Below are 16,355 nucleotides of genomic sequence, written 5' to 3'. Positions count from 1 at the left end.
CCAGCGTGCGCCCGCTCAAGGCGATGGCGACGCGCGCTCGTCATGGCAGCATGCATCGTGCATTACTCGCATCTCAGGACTCCAGTGGGCACCAATCCCGTTTCCTCCAGTCATGGGTCTTCGTCCCATTACGCCATCATCGAGGTCCTCTACGAGGGTTCAGACACCGTTCTCTACCGGGCTGTACGCAAAGACGACGACCGTCCCGTGGTGCTCAAGGTCCTCCGGCGCGATCACGCGAGCCCTCGCGCTCCCGAGCGGCTGCGCCACGAATACGAGATCGCTCGGGCGCTCGACACAACGGCCATCGTCATGCCCTATGCGCTCGAGATGGTCGGCGATCAGCCGGCGCTGGTCCTGGAGGATTTCGGCGGCGTGTCGCTCGATCGGCTCCAGAAAGGCCCGATGCCGCTCGAGCGCTTCTTCCCCCTCGCCATCCGTGTGGTCGAGGCGCTCGCCGCGCTGCATCGGCACGACGTCGTCCACAAGGACATCAAGCCTCAGAACGTGCTCCTCAACCCGGCCACGGGCGAGGTGAAGATCACCGACCTGGAGCTTGCGTCCCGGATACCCCGCGAGCTCCAGCACCTCGAGCACATCGGTCTCATCGAGGGGACCCTGGCCTACATGGCCCCGGAGCAGACGGGCCGGATGAACCGCTGGATCGACGAGCGGACCGATCTGTACTCCCTGGGCGTCGTCTTCCACGAGATGCTGACGGGCACCCTACCGTTCCAGGCCGGCGATCCCGTCGCGTGGGTCTATTGCCACATCGCGCAGAAGCCTTCCCCGCCGAGCGCGCTCGTCCCTTCGATTCCCCCGCTCCTGTCCGCGGTCGTGCTCAAGCTGCTCTCCAAGGCCGCCGAGGAGCGTTACCAGAGCGCGGCCGGCCTGCGGCACGACCTGGACGAGTGCTTCGCAAGATGGCGGGCGACCGGCGCCATTCCGCCCTTCGCGCTCGGGGAGCGCGACCTCTCGGACCGGTTCCAGGTGCCGCAGCGGCTGTACGGCCGCGAGCGCGAGGTGGAGGCGCTGCTCGCCGTGTTCGAGCGGGTGGTGGAGCATGGCCGGCCAGAGCTCGTGCTCGTGTCGGGCTACTCGGGCATCGGCAAGTCGTCGCTCGTCGCCGAGCTGCACCGGCCGGTGGTGCGGGAGCGGGGCTTCTTCCTCTCCGGCAAGTTCGATCAAGCCGCGAGGGACGTCCCCTACCGCGCTTTCCATCAGGCGTTCCGGGCGCTTTTTCAGGAGATCCTCTGCGCGAGCGAGGAGCAGGTCGAGCGCTGGAGACAGCGTTTCCGGGAGGCCCTCGGCCCCAATGGGAGGCTGCTCGCCGACGTGCTCCCCGAGCTCACGCTGCTCCTCGGCCCTCAGCCGCCCGTGCCCGAGCTGCCGCCTGCCGAGGCCCAGAGCCGGCTGCACGCGACGCTCCAGCGCTTCGTTTCTGCATGCGCCCAGCAGGACCACCCCGTGGCGCTCTTCCTCGACGATCTGCAGTGGGCCGACGCGGGAAGCCTCCAGCTGCTCGAGCAGCTCGCCACCTACGCCGGGTCCGAGCACCTCCTGCTGATCGGCGCGTACCGCGACAACGAGGTCGGCCCCGCGCACCCGCTGCGGCTCACGCTGGCCGAGGCGCGGAAGCGCGGCGCCGCTGTCTCCGAGCTCGTCCTCGAGCCGCTCTCGGCCACCCATGTCGGGGCGCTCGTCGCCGAGACGGTCCACGCGCCGCACGCGCCGCACGCGCCGGCAGAGCAGGCCGAGCCGCTCTCGCGGCTGGTTTATGAGAAGACCGGCGGCAACCCGTTCTTCGTGCTCCAGTTCCTGATCGCGCTGCATCAGGAGGGGCTCATCACCTTCGACCCGGAGGAGGGCAGGTGGCGCTGGGACATCGCCGCGATCCGGGACAAGGAGTTCACCGACAACGTCGTCGAGCTGATGGCGGGCAAGCTGAAGCGGCTCTCGGGTCCGACGCGGGACGCCCTCACGCTCGCCGCGTGCCTCGGCAGCAGCCTGGAGCTCGACACGCTCGCGGTGGTCGCGGGCCGTCCGGCGGAGGAGCTCCGCGACGCGCTCGAGGAGGCCGTGCGGGAGGGGCTGCTCCTCCGCCGGGACGGCGCCTATCGATTCCTCCATGACCGGGTGCAGCAAGCCGCAACCTCGCTCATCCCGGCGGGACAGCTTGCAGAGATGCACCTCCGGATCGGGCAGCTGCTCCTCTCGGCACAACGCGCGGAGGAGCGCGACGACGCGCTCTTCGACGTCGTCGGCCACCTCAACCACGGCGCCGCGCTCCTGCGTTCCCAGGCGGAGCGGGATGAGGTCGCGGCGCTGAACCTCCGCGCCGGCAGGAAGGCCAAGGCGGCCGCGGCCTTCCGATCCGCCGCCGCGCTCTTCGCCGCGGGCCTCTCGCTGCTCGCGCCGGCCTCTTGGGAGGCGCGGCACGAGCTGACCTACGACCTGACCTTCGAGCGCGCGCACGTCGCGTACATCACCGGCGCCTTCGACGAGGCCGAGCGGCTGCTGGAAGAGCTCCGCGATCGCGCGAGGACCCGGCACGAGACGGTCGCCGCCTCCGCGCTCGTCGCCGCGCTGAACGTCACCCGCGGGCACTACGCCCGCGCGGTGGAGATCGGGCTCTCGTGCCTCCGCGCGTGCGACGTTGATCTGCCGCTCCACCCCACCGACGCACAGATCGAGAAGGAGACCGAGAGCGTCTGGCAGGCCCTGGGCGATCGGGCCATCGAGGACCTGATCCATCTGCCCCCCATGACGCACCCGGAGAACAAGATCACGATGGGCGTCCTGCAGAGCGTGTCCCTCCCTGCGTTCTTCGTGGACCCGAACCTGTACAATCTCGTCGTCATGCGCATGGTCAAGCTCAGCCTGCGCCACGGCAACGCCGAGCCCTCCGCTGTCGCGTACGCCGCCTTCGCGATGGTGATCAGCTCGAGATTCGGGCGATATCAGGAGGCTTACCTGTTCGGCAGGCTTGCCCAGGGCCTGGCGGACGGGAGCGGCCTCCTGACCACGAAATCGGTGGTGGTCGTCCTCTTCGGACACCATGTCGTCTTCTGGACACGCCACTACAGAGAGACGTATCCGTACACGCGCGACGGCTTCAGCGCCGCGGTCGAGTCCGGTGACCTGAACATGGCGTGCACCAACTGCATCTGGGCCGCGCTGTTCCCGCTGCTCTCTGGCGAGCCGCTGGACGACGTGCTTCACGAGGTCAAGGAGCGCCTCGGTTTCGTGCACAGGGTCGGTTACACGTTCGCGCTCAACGCCCTCCTCGGCGGCCACGCCATGATCCAGACGCTGCGCGGGAGGCCGGTCCGCTTCTCGATGCTGGACGGGTCCGAGCTGGATCCGCCGGCCTTCGAGGCGCGGCTGGAGGAGGCTGGGAAGCTGGAGGCCGCTCGCGACTTCTATTACAGCTTGAAGGCGCAGGCGCTCTTCGTGCTCGGCTCTCCCCGAGAGGCGCTGGCGGCGGCGACCCGCGCGATCGCCGAGCACCCCCCCAGGGTCGTGCCGCACGCGGTCATCGCCGAGAGCTTCTATTATCTCGCGCTCGCGCTCGCGACCCTCTCCGACGAGGCGCACGGCGCGCACGAGGCGCACGGCGCGGGCGAGGCGCGGCCATCCCCGCCGCGGGAGCTCCCCGAGGGGCTCCTCGAGTGCGAGCGGCAGCTCGGCGCGTGGGCCAGGAGCGGCCCCGACAACTTCCTCCACAAGCACGCCTTGGTCCGCGCCGAGATCGCTCGGCTCCTGGGGCGCGAGCCGGAGGCCAGCCGGCTCTACGAGCAGGCCATCGCGGCGGCGCGCGAGGGCGGCTTCGCCCAGCACGAGGCCATCGCCTGCGAGCTCGCCGCGGAGTTCTATCGCGCGCGCGGCCTCTCGACGCCCGCCGACAGCTACCTGCGAAGCGCCCGCGCCGGCTATTTCCGCTGGGGCGCCCACGCCAAGGTGGAGCAGCTCGATCAGCGCTACCCTCACCTCGTCGAGCACAAGCCGATCGCCCCCACCGTCACCTTCGCCGTACGGGCCGAGCAGTTCGACGTCCTGTCGGTGGTGAAGGCCGCGCAGAGCATCTCCGGCGAGCTCAAGCTCTCGCGGCTGCTCGAGATGCTGCTTCGCATCGTGGTCGAGCACGCAGGCGCCGAGGAGGGCTGTGTCCTCCTGGTCCGGGATGAGCAGCTGTGGATCGCGGCGATCGAGGCGCCAGGGGGCGCGGTACGGCTGCTCGACGCGGGCGAGGCGCCTTCGGCCGCGCTGCCGCAGTCGGTCCTCAACTATGTTCGCCGGAGCCACGAGCGCGTGCTGCTCGACGACGCCGCCGGCCGGCACTCCTTCGTGGAGGATGAGTATTTCCGGCGCAAGCGCCCGAGATCGATGCTGTGCCTCCCGATCGTGCGCCAGGCTCGGCTCGTCGGCCTGCTCTATCTGGAGAACAACCTAGCCACCGGGGCGTTCACCCCCGGGCGGCTCAGCGTCGTCGAGCTGCTCGCCTCGCAGTCGGCGATCTCGCTGGAGAACGCGATGCTCTATGCCGACGTGGAGCAGGAGAACGCCGAGCGGCGGCGAGCAGAGCAGGCGCTGAAGGCCAACCAGGCGACCCTCCAGGCGATCGTCGACAACTCGGCGGCGGCCGTTTACCTCAAGGATCGCGAAGGCCGAATTCTGCTCGCCAACCGGCAGGTGGGCACGCTCCTGGGCATGCCGAGCGAGCAGCTCCTCGGGAGGACCGACGCCGACCTCTTTCCTGCTCCCGTTGCCGAGATGGTCCGCGAGCACGAGCGGAAGGTGCTCGAGGCGGGTGCGCCGATGGAGTGGGAGGAGACGGTGCCGCTGGAGGATGGGCTGCACACGTTCCTGTCGATCAAATTCCCTCTCGGCGAGGGGGTCATGCCCGGCGTGCTCTGCGGCATCTCCACCGACATCACCGAGCGCAAGCGGGCCGAGCAGGCCGAGCGCTTCCTGGCCGAGGCGAGCCGCAAGCTGATGACGCTGGGGTACAGCGCGACCTTCGAGAGCGTGGCGCAGCTCCCGGTGCCCGAGCTCTCGGATCAGTGCGTCGTCGACGTGCTCTCGGAGGACAGGACGCCGGGCCCGACGGTCGTCGCGGGGGTGTCCGGCGAGCAGCTGGAAGCGCTGAAGGAGGCGCTGCGCGCGCTGGCAGAAGCGTCACCGGCCGGATCCGAGGCGGGAGATGGCCGCGCAACGCCGCTGGTGCAGCAGGTGCATTCGCTCGACCCGCGGGTCAGGCCGCCCTGGGAGCGGCTCGGCGTCCACGCGTTCCTGCGGGTTCCGCTGCTCGCGCGCGACCGGTACTTCGGCGTCATGACCCTGCTGGCGACCGCGCCCGAGCGCCGTTGTGGCCCCGCCGAGCTGCGGCTGGCCGAGGAGCTGGCGCGCCGCGCGGCGCTCGTGCTCGACAATGCCCGCCTGTACACCGAGGCCCAGGAGGCGATCCAGCGGCGGGACGAGTTCCTCGTCGTCGCGTCTCACGAGCTCAAGACCCCGCTGACCTCGCTGCAGATGCAGGCGCAGAGCTTCGAGCGACTGCTGCGCCGCCGCTCGCTCGCGGACGTCCCCCCGGAGCGGATCGAAGCGATGCTCCAGATCCTCGGCCGCCAGACGTCGCGGCTCGGGCGACTGGTGGACGAGTTGCTCGACGTCACGAGGCTGCGCGCCGGGCGCCTGGCGCTCGCGCGGGCGCCGGTCGATCTGGCGGCGTTGGCGGGCGACGTCGTCGAGCGGATGCGCCCGCAGCTCGCGGCGTCCCGCTGCCGGACGCAGCTGGATCTGGGAGCGCCCGTGGTCGGGCACTGGGATGCGGATCGCCTGGAGCAGGTCGTCGTCAATCTCCTGTCGAACGCGATGAAGTACGGCGCAGGTAGGCCTATCCATGTCGACGTGCGGCGGCAGGCCGATCGCGCGCTGCTCGTGGTCCGGGATGAGGGGATCGGGATCGCGGAGGCCGATCAGGGCAGGATCTTCGAGCGCTTCGAGCGCGCTGTGTCGGTGCGCAACTTCGGCGGCCTCGGCCTCGGGCTCTACATCGCGCGCTCGATCGTGGCGTCGCACGGCGGCTCCATCCGGGTGCAGAGCAAGCCGGGCGCCGGCGCGATGTTCGTGGTGGCGCTCCCGTTGAGCCCGCCGGAGGCCGACGAGCGCGGCATCGCGCCGGCCTAGCTAGACACCGCAGCCGTGCTCCTTCACCTCCGCGCCCACGCCACTGCCCAGCCCGTGGGCGACGCTCCACCAAGGGGACATGGTGTGACATGGCATGCCAGAGTGGGAGCCGCCACACCACGAATTCGCTCGACGGATGAAGAACGTTCAGGTTCAATTCCGTTGGTATGCAAGTTTCTACCGGATTGCAGCAGGACATCGAAGCCGTGAAGCTTGCGAGCAAGCGAGTGCGCCTCGTTGAGCGGGCGCCGCTCGCGATCGTCGAGTATGGCCGCGATCTCACGATCGAGGACTGGAACGAGGCGGCTGGACGGCTGCTCGGCTATGCGCGGGAAGAGGCACTCGGCCAGCGCATGGATCAGCTGCTACCCGTACCCGGTGACCCGGACGCCTGGCGGCGGCTCCTCGGCGAGAACGACGCCATGCCCCGGGTGTGGGCCCACGCCCGCAAGGGCGGCGACGAGGCACTCTTCGAGTGGAGCTACGAGCGCCTCATCGACGAGCGCGGCGAGGTCAGCAGCGTTGGGGTCTTCGGGCAACGTGTGACGGAGCAGATCGAAAAGCGCCTCCTCAACAAGGAGAAGGAGCGGGTCCTACACACGATCACACAGGCTCTGCCGAGCGTCCTCTGGGCCATCAATCGCGCCGGAGTTTTCACGCTCCACGAGGGCAAAGCGCTCGATCGGGCTGGGCTTGTGCAGGGCCAGCACATCGGCAAGAACGCGTTCGAGCTCTACGCGGAAAGCGTCGAGGGGATTGACGTGCTGCGGCGGGCGCTCGCCGGCGAGCCGAACCACTCGCTCACCCAGGCGCACGGGCTGTTCTGGGAGAACTGGCAGCTACCGATCCGAGGCGAGCATGGCGAGGTGCACGGGGTCGTCGGCTTCTCGCTTGACGTCACCGACGCAAAGACCAAGGAGCTGGAGTTACGGAACCAGCTGGAGCTCATCGAGCGGCAGCAGCAGGTCATCCGCGACCTGTCAACTCCTATCATCCAGGTCTGGGAGGGCGTGCTCACCCTGCCCATGGTCGGGATGGTGGACAGCGCGAGGACCGCGGATGTGATGGACGTCCTGCTCGACGCGATCACGCGTACCCGCGCGCGTTACGCCATCCTCGACCTCACCGGCGTCGAGGTGGTGGACACGAAGACCGCGAGCTACCTGATCGAGCTCGTCCGTGCCATCCGGCTCCTGGGCGCGGAGGGCATCGTCACGGGCATCCGGTCGAACGTCGCACAGACCATCGTGGCGCTCGGGCTCGATCTGGCCGACATTGCCACCTTCGGGAACCTCCGGGCGGCGCTCCAGCACTGCATCCGGGGGATGAACAAGGAGCATGCGGCGAGCGCGCCGCAGCAGCGATGATGTCGCGCCAGGGCGCGCCAATCGGGCGGGTCAGTGCCTTGCGTTCGAGGATGCAACTTCCGTGGCCATCGCCTGTCGAGGCACACCGCGCGCCGACGACGGTCAACGCCTTGCGGCAGGTCCCGCGCAGACTGGCGATGGTCATCGCGCTCCTCAACCTCGATTACGCAAGACGGTGATGGCCATTCGCCAGCCCGCGCGCGACGCCATGAGTGACGGCAAGGCTGGGTGCTCGCGGCGACATACGGCTACCAGCGCGGCGAGCTCAGGCGCGGCGAGCGGCTGATCAACGCGCCGGAGCACCTCGCGTCGTTTCGCGGCGTCGTCCCGGTGGTGGAGCGGCTCGCCGCCGCGGGGCTCCGGATCAACCTGGAGGCGCCCCGGCGCATCGGCCGCAGCTCGGCCGACGAGACAGCGGGCGCGATCGTCGCGGACCTCACGGTGTCCGGGGAGCTCCAGCGCTTCCACAGCCGCTATGTGATCGGCATCTACAACGCCATGGACACGCGGTACGACTACCCGGCCGCGGAGAGCTACCTCTCGGCCACGAGCCGGCAGAACGGCAGGACCTTCCTCGCCGAGATCACCGTCAGTTATCCATAGCTCCGCGCGTCCAGCGTGCTGCTGCGCGCGGGTCTCAGGCGGCCCGGAGATGCCGACCACGCGGACACGCTCGAGCCACGCGGAGACGAGCGAACGGTCGGTCTGCCAACCGCCGCCGTTACGGGGTGCCGTAATCGTGCCGGAAGCGGCGGAACAGGTTCCTGACCGCGCTCGCCGAGGGGACGCCGGAGACCGCGAGCGCCTCCAGGAGGGTGCCGTCATGCGGGAAGCTGCTCTGGCTGTCTCCGCCGAGCGTGAGCCCGGTCACCGTCACGTTGTTCAGCGACACCGTGGTCGAAGCGCCGTCGATGAGGATCGCTGAGCTGGCCCCGTTCACGATCACACCCACGGCGTGCGCCACGAGCGGGTTATACCCGGTCACCTGCCGGGTCACCGCGCCGTCGCTGAAGGCCAACGAGGTGGCCGTGTTGTTGTAGAACAGCGCCCCTGAGCCGGCGCTCGTCCTTCCGATGATGGCGCCGAGCGCCGTGGAATTCTTCTTGAACACGGCGAACAGGGCATAAGGCGCGGCGAGAGAGATCCCGTTCAGGCGATACTGTTGCAGGATGTTAGAAAATGAGATTGCCGGCGCGTGGTTGAGGTCGTCGATCTCGAAGGCCGCGGGGCTCCCTGGGTACTGGATCGTCCAGTGTCTCGAGTTCCCGCTCCGGTCGACGGCCTGGCCGATCCCGAGCGGCAACCGCCAGTAATGCAGGTTGCTGTACGTGGCAGAAGGGAACGTGAGCGTGATCCCGGTCGTACCGAGCGCGACAACGCCGCTCGACGGCACCAGGACATTGTTCTCTGCCCACACGCCACCGCCGTGAATGCTCCAGTCGAACCTCGCGGTGCCGCGCGGCCCCCCCAGGACCACCTCGACATGCAGCAAGCCGGTGACCGTCGACGTGCCGGCAGCGGTCAGGGCAGGCGGTGAGGGGCCGAACCCTGCGGGCGTCCCGGTCACGGCCCCGCCGGGGAGGTCAAACCCAGCTTTGACCCAGGTAAAGAGCCCCGGAAGATGGATCGGGCTGAACGGGAAGGCGTCCCCGGCGCATATCGCCGTCATCTTCTCCTGCCCCTTTTCGTTGGGATGAATGGTGTCCGCCGCGTTGTGCGCGGCCGCCGCCTCCGACGTCCACGCGGAATCGGCATGGATCACCTCGCCCCACGGAGCGAGCGCGGCGACCGCCGCCGCCTCCGCGTCGCGCTGCGCGTCCCAGGACGTGCCGGCAACGTCGTTCTCGGTCACCTCGCGCGTGTAGGTCATGGCGCGCACCACCACGCGCGGATCGGCCTCTTTGATCGCGTTCGCGAGGTCCACCTTGAACTGGACCACGTTCGCGGCCGTCGTTTTCTGGTTGGCGAAGTCGTTCCTTCCGATCTGGACGATCACCTCGTCGGGACGGTGCGCCAGGATCTTTCTGGCGAGCGCGCGGCACGCGGCGACGGAAGGCGTCGCCGTCCCGGTAAGATGCACGAGGCCATCCCCACCGCTGCCATGGGTCATGAACTCGAGGCCCTTGCGTTGCATCTGGAGCTGCCACGACGTCATGCCAGAGAACGCGGTGTACGCGCCCGCGCCCTTCGAATCGACGATGGCGATGATCACGCGAGCCGGGGGAGGCGTGACCTCGAACATCGATGCGCCTGGCACGTAGATCCCACCGGGGAAAACGCCGATGTTCTCGCCACGGACGGCGACCAGCGACGCCGTGTACGGTGACGCCATCTGAGGACCAGAATAGACTCTGATCTTGCGCGGCACGGCGCTGCGCGCGGCCGGAACGCTCACCCTGCTGAACGTGGTCGAGTTCCACGCCACGGGGAGCACCGGATCGATGGGCTCGCCGTCGGCCCAGACGGACGGATACGACCGGTTTCCGTTTCGCCGGTTCACCGTGTCGTAATACTCGACGTCAAGGACGTCAGCGTCGGTGGACAACGCGTAATACGCCAGGTTGGACATCTGGAGATGTCGAGGGTTGCGCCAGGCAGTGAGCTTTTCGTACCCCGCCTCGCTGGAGCCGTGGAGCAGCGCCGGGTGCACGTCCAGACGGTAGAAGTCGGGGTAGAGGACCCCCGTGGCGCCCACCGGGCGAATGCGGAGCCTGCCGCACAGGAACGTGGCCTGCGTCGCGCCGCTGCGAACGACGACCCGCGCGCGGTACGACAGCCCCGCGGTGACCGCGAGCGATGGCGTGATGCAGTCCGTCGGGGTGCTCGTGGGCGTGAACGACGCCGACAACAGGACGGAGGAGCCCGCCGCGTCCAGGATCTGGAGCTGGAACGCGCCGGAGCTCCCGACCCCCGACGGGAGCGACACCCTGTCGAGCTCGAGGCGCACCGCGGGGACCTCGGACGGGACCGCGAACCAGCGCTCCTTCATCGCGCCGTCCGGCGCGGCCTGGTCGTGGTTCACCCAGATCAGGCTGCGTTGCCCGTCGGCGTCGACCCCCGCCAGGGGCAGGCACCGCGGGGCCAGGTGCGGCCGCTCCACGTGCCAGGCCATCGACTCGAGTCGCCCGGGGCCGAGCGAGTTCCTATCCACGTGCAGCCCGGCCGGGTACGCGAGGCTCATGTGTCGCTCCGCGCGAGCTGACAGCCGTGCTCCCAGCCCGGGCCGACGCTGGTCCACGCGCGCGTCGCTCCCGCGGGCCCCTCGGTGATGACCGCCAGGGCTCCGAGCTGCGGACCTTCGACGATCTCGATCGCGCGACATCGAGCATCGACACCCTCCGCCGGGATGGGATCGGGGAGCTCGAACTCCCCCCCATCCGGCGGCACACCGATTGAGTCAAGATCTGCCATGGCACGTTGTCTACTCTACAGTGCCAATCCTGTCGAGGTCGCCCCTCAGGCGTCCGATGCCGGGGCGCCGGCGTGGCGGGGGTCGGCGGAGGGGCTAGCCGGCGCCGCGGCTGGAAGCGCTGACGTTCGAGGCTCGCGCGCCGGTGGGCGGGAGCTCTTCAGGCACGCAGCTCGGCGGTCGGGCCCACGTTGGATCGATGGCTGTGGACGCCCATCGGCGTCACGGGCTCGCCCGTCTCGAGGTCGATCTCCTTCTTCGGACCCTGGGGCCAGGGCGCCCTCGAGTCGAGGAGCGTCGCCCGGCGAACCCCGAGCGCCACGAGCTCGCGCGCGGCCACGGCGAGCTCGAGCCCCATGGTGACGTCGGCTCCCGCGGCTGCCGGCTCGGCCGGCGGGGGCACATAGACGACCGCGCCGGCGCCGGCAGCCTCGATGTCTCGCAGGGCGTCGAACAGATGGGCGTCGCCGAGGAGGTCCGAGACGAGCGCGGCGCGGTGGGTGTACACGATGGCGGGCTCGCCGGCGTGCGCCGGCGCGCCGCGCGTCAGGAGGAGCAGCTGCCTCTCGCGACGTAGCGTGTACGTGTGCGCCCGCCACTCGCCGCTCAGGCCTGCGGGCCGGAACGGGGCGCTCCGGACGCGCACGGCGACGTCCTCGCTCCGCACCCGGTGGCGGATGAGGTCGTCGATGGAGACGAGCCGTGAACGCCGTCGACCGGCGCGCGCCGGGCCGGGTCGCCATGAGCGGCAGCCCGAGGCGGTCCACCTGGTCCTCGGTGAGGGCGAGGCAGATCAGCCCCCGGCCGTGGGTCGCCATGAAATTGATGGCGGCCGGCGTCGCATGTTCCGCCAGGACGACGAGATCTCCCTCGTCCTCGCGCGCCTCGTCGTCGACGAGGATCACCATGCCACCGGCCCGGAGCCGCTCGACGGCAGCCTGAACACGCAACGTGGATGTCGAAACGGCCATGGATCCCTCTTTGCTCAGCGGGCCGGAGCCGGCGCCGTCAGCCCTTCGGCTTGCCGTTCGCGTCCCACTCGGCCCAGAAGCGCTCGAGTCCGGCGTCCTTCAGCGCCCGGTTGAGGAAGCGCCGATCGGTCCAGGGCTCGACCTCGAACGTGCTCCTGATCAGGCCGTACTTCTTCGAGTCGGCGACCGCCGACTTGTACCGGGCGATGGCGTACTCGTCGAGCAGCGGGCTGGCGTTCTGCTTCATGTCCTCGCCCTGCTGCGCTTCCTTGTAGTTCGCGAAGGGCGTGCCGGACTTCGACCAGAGCTGGAAGGCTTGCGTGCGGTTCTTCTCGTCGGCGACCCACGCCGCTGATTTCACCGCGAGCGTGATGATCTTCTGCACGACGTCGGGGTATTCGTTGATGAAGTCCTCCCGCGCGATGATGCCTGAATTGCTCGGGTAGGTCGGGGAATCCCCCTTCGTCGTGTAGACGATCTTCGCGATCCCCTGGTCGCGCAGCGAGAGGTAGTCCGTGCCGCCGAACACCGCGTCGATGTCCTTCGTGGCGATCGCCGCCTTCGCGGTGGAGGCATCCATGCTGATGGACCGGATGTCCCTCTCGCTCAGCCCGTGGCCCTCGAGGATCCGGCTCGCGGACAGCTGCGAGGCCGTGCCCTTCTGGAAAGCCACCTTCTTGCCGCGCAGATCCCGGACGCTGGTGATCGGCGAGTCGGCGGGCACCACGAGGTAGGCGTGTCCGCGCCGGCTTGCGCTGGCCAGGAGCCGCGTCTTGAGGCCGCTCGCCCGGCCGACCACGGAAGGCAGGTGACCGTGGGTCCAGATGTCGAGCAGGTTGTTCGCGACCGCCTCGTTCACGGCGGGGCCGGCGCCGCGGAAGAAGTTCCACTTCACCTCGATGCCATCCTTCTTGAACTCCTCGGCCAGGGTCCCCTTGAGGTGCAAGAGGGAGAAGTAGCTTCCCCCGGTGACGGGGCGATTGGCCACGCCGACGCCGGGCACCCCGACGCGGATCACACCGGGCCCGGCGGCCCGGGCCCTGCCTGCCAGAAGCGCTGCCGACACCGCTGCTGCGGCGCCTCCCAAGAACTGACGTCTTTGCATGGCGCCGCGATGTGCACCGTGCGTGCCATTCCGTGAAACCCTTGGAATCAAGGGGCTGCCGCGAGGCGCTGTTGCCAGAGAAGCACCCGATCCACAGGGGTGCTGGCGAGCGGCCCATGGCGGAGGCCGCCGCTGCAAGGCCGCTTCAGCCGCCGAGCCCTCCCGGCCGGGCGCTCGCGAAGATCGCGACGTTCCTCGGCGTCACCTCGGGCTCGAACACGATGGCCGCCTCGACCTCGTGCCCTCGCTCGCCGAGGGCACTCGCGCGATCCAGCGCGACCGCGACCTCCGTGAGCCGGGCCAGGAGCGCGCGCGGCAGCGTGAGCCGGCGCATCTGGCCGAACGCCGCGCGCGCCGCGACCTCGCGCTCGCGGAGCTCGGCCTCGGTCGCCGGGCCGAGGCCCCGCAGCGCGAGCGCCCTGGCCGCGAGCTCGCGCAGCCCGCCGTGCGCGCGCCGCCGGTTGATCCCGCGCATCTCCTCGCCCAGGGCGACGTCGAGCCCGCGGCCGCGGAGCAGCGACAGCAGCGCGTGCCGCCGCTCGCGGGCCAGGAGCTCCTCGTCCAGGCTGGCCTCGACCCCCGCCGGGCGCGCTGTCAGGTTGGTGAGCCCCAGCGCCTCGCGCCGAAGGACGAGCCCCGCCGCCCTGGCCGCGGCCGAGAGCGGGGCGCGGGCCGGCGCGCCGATCTTCTGAAGGCAACACGAGACGAGCGCGAGGTCGCAGGGCGCCTCGGCCGCCGCCGTCACCGTGCGGTCCCCGAGCTCGCCGCAGGCGTGCAGGCCGACCGCCAGGTCGTCCGGACCGAACGCCAGCGCCTGCTCGAAGGCGTCGAACGCCACGAAGCGCGCCCGCCCCCCGGCGGCCAGCGCGGAGGCCGTGGCCACGCGGTCGGGCTCGCGCTCCAGGCCGACCGCATCGCGGTCGAAGCGCGCGGCGGCCAGGCGGGTGAAGTGGCCGTGCCCCGCCCCCACGTCGACGAGGCGGCGGGCGCGGGCGGCCATGGGCGCCACGGCGCCGAGCAGGGCCTCCAGCTGGAGCCGCTTGCGCGCCGGCACCGCCCGCAGCTCGTCCAGCGACGCCGGCGGGAGCGGCTCAACCGGCCGCCGAGGCAGCCTGGCCGCCTCGTCCGCGGCCCGCGCCAGGGCCACGAGGCTCGGGGGCGTGCCCTCGAGGCCGTCGACGCACGCCGCGAGCCCCTCGGCCTCGCAGCGGGCGAGCTCGGCGTCGGAGAGCGCCAGCAGGAAGCCCGTCCAGCCCCGCGCCTCGCACCAGGCCGGCGGCGCGCCCTCGTCGACGCGGGCCTCGACGATGTCGAGCGCCGGCACGAGCACCTCGAGGGCGCGCGCGAGGCGCTGGGCGACGGAGGGCGGCGTGGTCGACGGGGGCATGCGCGAGCCGGAGGCGGAGCGAGGACTACCGGATCCGCGCCGCGCCAGGAAGGCGCCTCGGGCGCGCCGCCGGGCGGAGGCCCTGCGTCCCGGGTTGGCTGAGCTGAAACTCGCCGTTCTACCCAGTTCCTGCGCCGGCTCGCGCGCGAGATCCAGGCGCAGTACGGCGCGAGCGCGGCGAGCGCCGCGCCGGCGCAGGACCCGCGGGGACCAGCGGCTCGATCAAGCGCCTGGCGTGGGTCATGTGGTGTTCATGCCGCGCGCCCGCGGCCTCCGTTTGGAAACCGGACATTCGACGATCCGGGCAGACGACAACCAGGCATCGAGACGGCCCTCGTCATTCCCGGCATCGCGTCGCGCTACGGCTCCGACGACCGCATACGCTGCGCGCGGGCGGATTCGCCACCTGCACGCTTCTGCAGACCCCGCGAGGGTCACGGGAGCCGCCGGATCTACCTGGCTGGCTCACCACAATTTACATTCTCCAAAGGGTGTGCTCCCTTCTCCTCCAATGTCACGTCGTGCGCCTCGCTCTGTCCAGACAGGCCATAAGGGTGAAGGGTCCTCGCGCGCCGCGCAGGCGCCGGGGGCGGGGATTGCGCGGGCTCAGCTCGTGTGCACCGGTGACGTCGGCGAGGCTCGGGAGGCCTTCCGCCGCGTTTACACGGGCGCGACCCTCGAGCCCAAGCGCGGCACATCGTTCGGCTGTGCGATGGAGGTCGCCTCCTTCGGCACACTCCGTGTCGTGGCGGGCGACTGGCCCGGCGGAGGGCGGGCCTTCGTGCCGGCGGTCGGAGAGCAATACATCCTGTCTCTCTCGGCCGGCGGCGAGAGCGCCGGCGACCACGCGGGCGAGCCCTTCCGCGTCGTGCCGGGCCGGCGCGCCGCGCTGTTTTCACCAGGGCGATCCTGCTCGCTCGATGTCAGCGGGGCGTTTCACGGGCGGACCCTCGTGATCGACCGCGGAGCGCTCGACGCCCACTTCACCACGCTCACGGGCGCTGCGCTGCGCGGCCCGATCCGGTTCGGTACGGCGCTCGACATCGAGGACGGACCGGGCCGCACGGTCCACGAGGTCGCGCAGCTCTTCCGCCGTCAGATTGAGCAGCCTTGGGCCTCGCCGATGCTGCTCGCTGCGCTGCGAGGTGCTCTCTTCACGAGCCTCCTGGTACACACCCGGCACAGCCTATCGGAGATCCTCGATGCACCGCAGCCGCGCGTGGCTCCGGCGTGCGTCCGCAAGGCTGAAGAGTACATGGCCGCGCACGCTGCCGAGCCCATCACGCTGGCCGACATCGTCGCCGCGGCGGGCGTGCCGGAGCGGTCCCTGCGAGCAGCCTTCGTGGCGAGCCGGGGAATACCACCGATGGATTTCCTGCGGCGGCGCCGGTTCGAGCTCGCGCGCCGCCAGCTGGCCGAGCCCTCGGCCGGCACGTCGGTCGCGGGCGCCGTGGCCGCGCTCGGGCTCGGCAACCCCGGGCGGTTCAGCGTCGAATACAAGCGCCGGTTCGGCGAGAGCCCCTCCGAGACGCTGTCCGCGGGGCGCGCGGCCGCGGGCTTACCGCTCCTCCGGCCGCGGCGCCGGCCCTAAACGTCACGAGCGCTGGCCCCCACGAGCCACAACTCCGGCGACAACACCACCCCGGGCCAGCCGCCCACAGCTCACCATGGCGTACCGGTCGTCGGGCTCGACCTCGACGTATCGCGCAGATCGCCATCTCTCGCGCGCGCGAACGATGGCGCCTGTCCAGAAACGGCAGCGAGCTGTCCATGAACGGCAAGACAAACGCACGGGCGAGCTCGTCGCTGTTGCATCCTCGCCTGAACCTATGGTGGAAGATCGCTCCCTCATCGAACTCGGCAGGGTCGCCGCGGTCGGTCACGGCGGTGCGTCGTGATCTCCGCAGGTGAGGCATTCAGACAGCAG

At 70.4% G+C, this 16,355-nt stretch carries 9 protein-coding genes and 1 pseudogene; 4 read left to right on the top strand and 6 right to left on the bottom strand.

Annotation, left to right across the window (positions count from 1 at the left end):
• Window positions 1–84 precede the first annotated feature (84 nt).
• The 3 genes from WMF22_RS12495 to WMF22_RS12485 all read left to right on the top strand — a co-directional run bounded on the left by WMF22_RS12495 (window position 85) and on the right by WMF22_RS12485 (window position 8,159).
• Entirely contained in the window at window positions 85–6,189 is a 6,105-nt protein-coding gene (locus WMF22_RS12495; protein ID WP_438037255.1) for an AAA family ATPase, read from the top strand.
• A 227-nt stretch (window positions 6,190–6,416) separates the two neighbouring features.
• Window positions 6,417–7,556 (top strand): PAS domain-containing protein, encoded by a 1,140-nt coding sequence (locus WMF22_RS12490; RefSeq protein WP_438035904.1) that lies wholly within the window; start codon window positions 6,417–6,419, stop codon window positions 7,554–7,556.
• A 228-nt stretch (window positions 7,557–7,784) separates the two neighbouring features.
• Window positions 7,785–8,159, top strand: coding sequence for a hypothetical protein (locus WMF22_RS12485; protein ID WP_437915859.1), 375 nt, complete (start codon window positions 7,785–7,787; stop codon window positions 8,157–8,159).
• A gap of 118 nt (window positions 8,160–8,277) precedes the next feature.
• Here the strand turns inward: WMF22_RS12485 and WMF22_RS12480 are convergent, their stop codons facing one another.
• The 6 genes and pseudogenes from WMF22_RS12480 to WMF22_RS12455 form a co-directional block, all read right to left on the bottom strand.
• Window positions 8,278–10,737: an SGNH/GDSL hydrolase family protein gene (locus tag WMF22_RS12480; protein WP_438035903.1), complete on the bottom strand. Its 2,460-nt coding sequence runs from the start codon at window positions 10,735–10,737 to the stop codon at window positions 8,278–8,280.
• Window positions 10,734–10,967 carry a hypothetical protein gene (locus WMF22_RS12475; RefSeq protein ID WP_438035902.1) on the bottom strand — a complete coding sequence of 78 codons (234 nt, stop codon included), beginning with the start codon at window positions 10,965–10,967 and terminating at the stop codon, window positions 10,734–10,736. The genes WMF22_RS12480 and WMF22_RS12475 overlap by 4 nt, the downstream gene beginning before the upstream one ends.
• Before the next feature lie 158 nt (window positions 10,968–11,125).
• Complete coding sequence (locus WMF22_RS12470) at window positions 11,126–11,611, bottom strand: hypothetical protein (RefSeq protein WP_438035901.1); 486 nt, start codon at window positions 11,609–11,611, stop codon at window positions 11,126–11,128.
• 109 nt (window positions 11,612–11,720) lie between these two features.
• Window positions 11,721–11,873, bottom strand: a pseudogene (locus WMF22_RS12465) (3,4-dihydroxy-2-butanone-4-phosphate synthase); the annotation flags it as partial.
• Between the two features lie 100 nt (window positions 11,874–11,973).
• Entirely contained in the window at window positions 11,974–13,002 is a 1,029-nt protein-coding gene (locus WMF22_RS12460) for an ABC transporter substrate-binding protein (RefSeq protein WP_438035900.1), read from the bottom strand.
• 184 nt (window positions 13,003–13,186) lie between these two features.
• Window positions 13,187–14,428: a methyltransferase gene (locus WMF22_RS12455; RefSeq protein WP_438035899.1), complete on the bottom strand. Its 1,242-nt coding sequence runs from the start codon at window positions 14,426–14,428 to the stop codon at window positions 13,187–13,189.
• Window positions 14,429–15,041: 613 nt separating this feature from the next.
• On the opposite strand from WMF22_RS12455, the gene WMF22_RS12450 reads away from it, so the two are divergent.
• Window positions 15,042–16,019, top strand: a complete 978-nt coding sequence (locus WMF22_RS12450) for an AraC family transcriptional regulator (protein WP_438035898.1) — start codon at window positions 15,042–15,044, stop codon at window positions 16,017–16,019.
• Window positions 16,020–16,355: the final 336 nt, after the last annotated feature.

Origin of the sequence: Sorangium sp. So ce204, assembly GCF_051526795.1 — a bacterium.
GTDB lineage: Bacteria > Myxococcota_A > Polyangia > Polyangiales > Polyangiaceae > Sorangium > Sorangium cellulosum_B.
The sequence above is the reverse complement of the archived record's forward strand: the minus strand, read 5'-3'. Positions and strand labels throughout refer to the sequence as shown.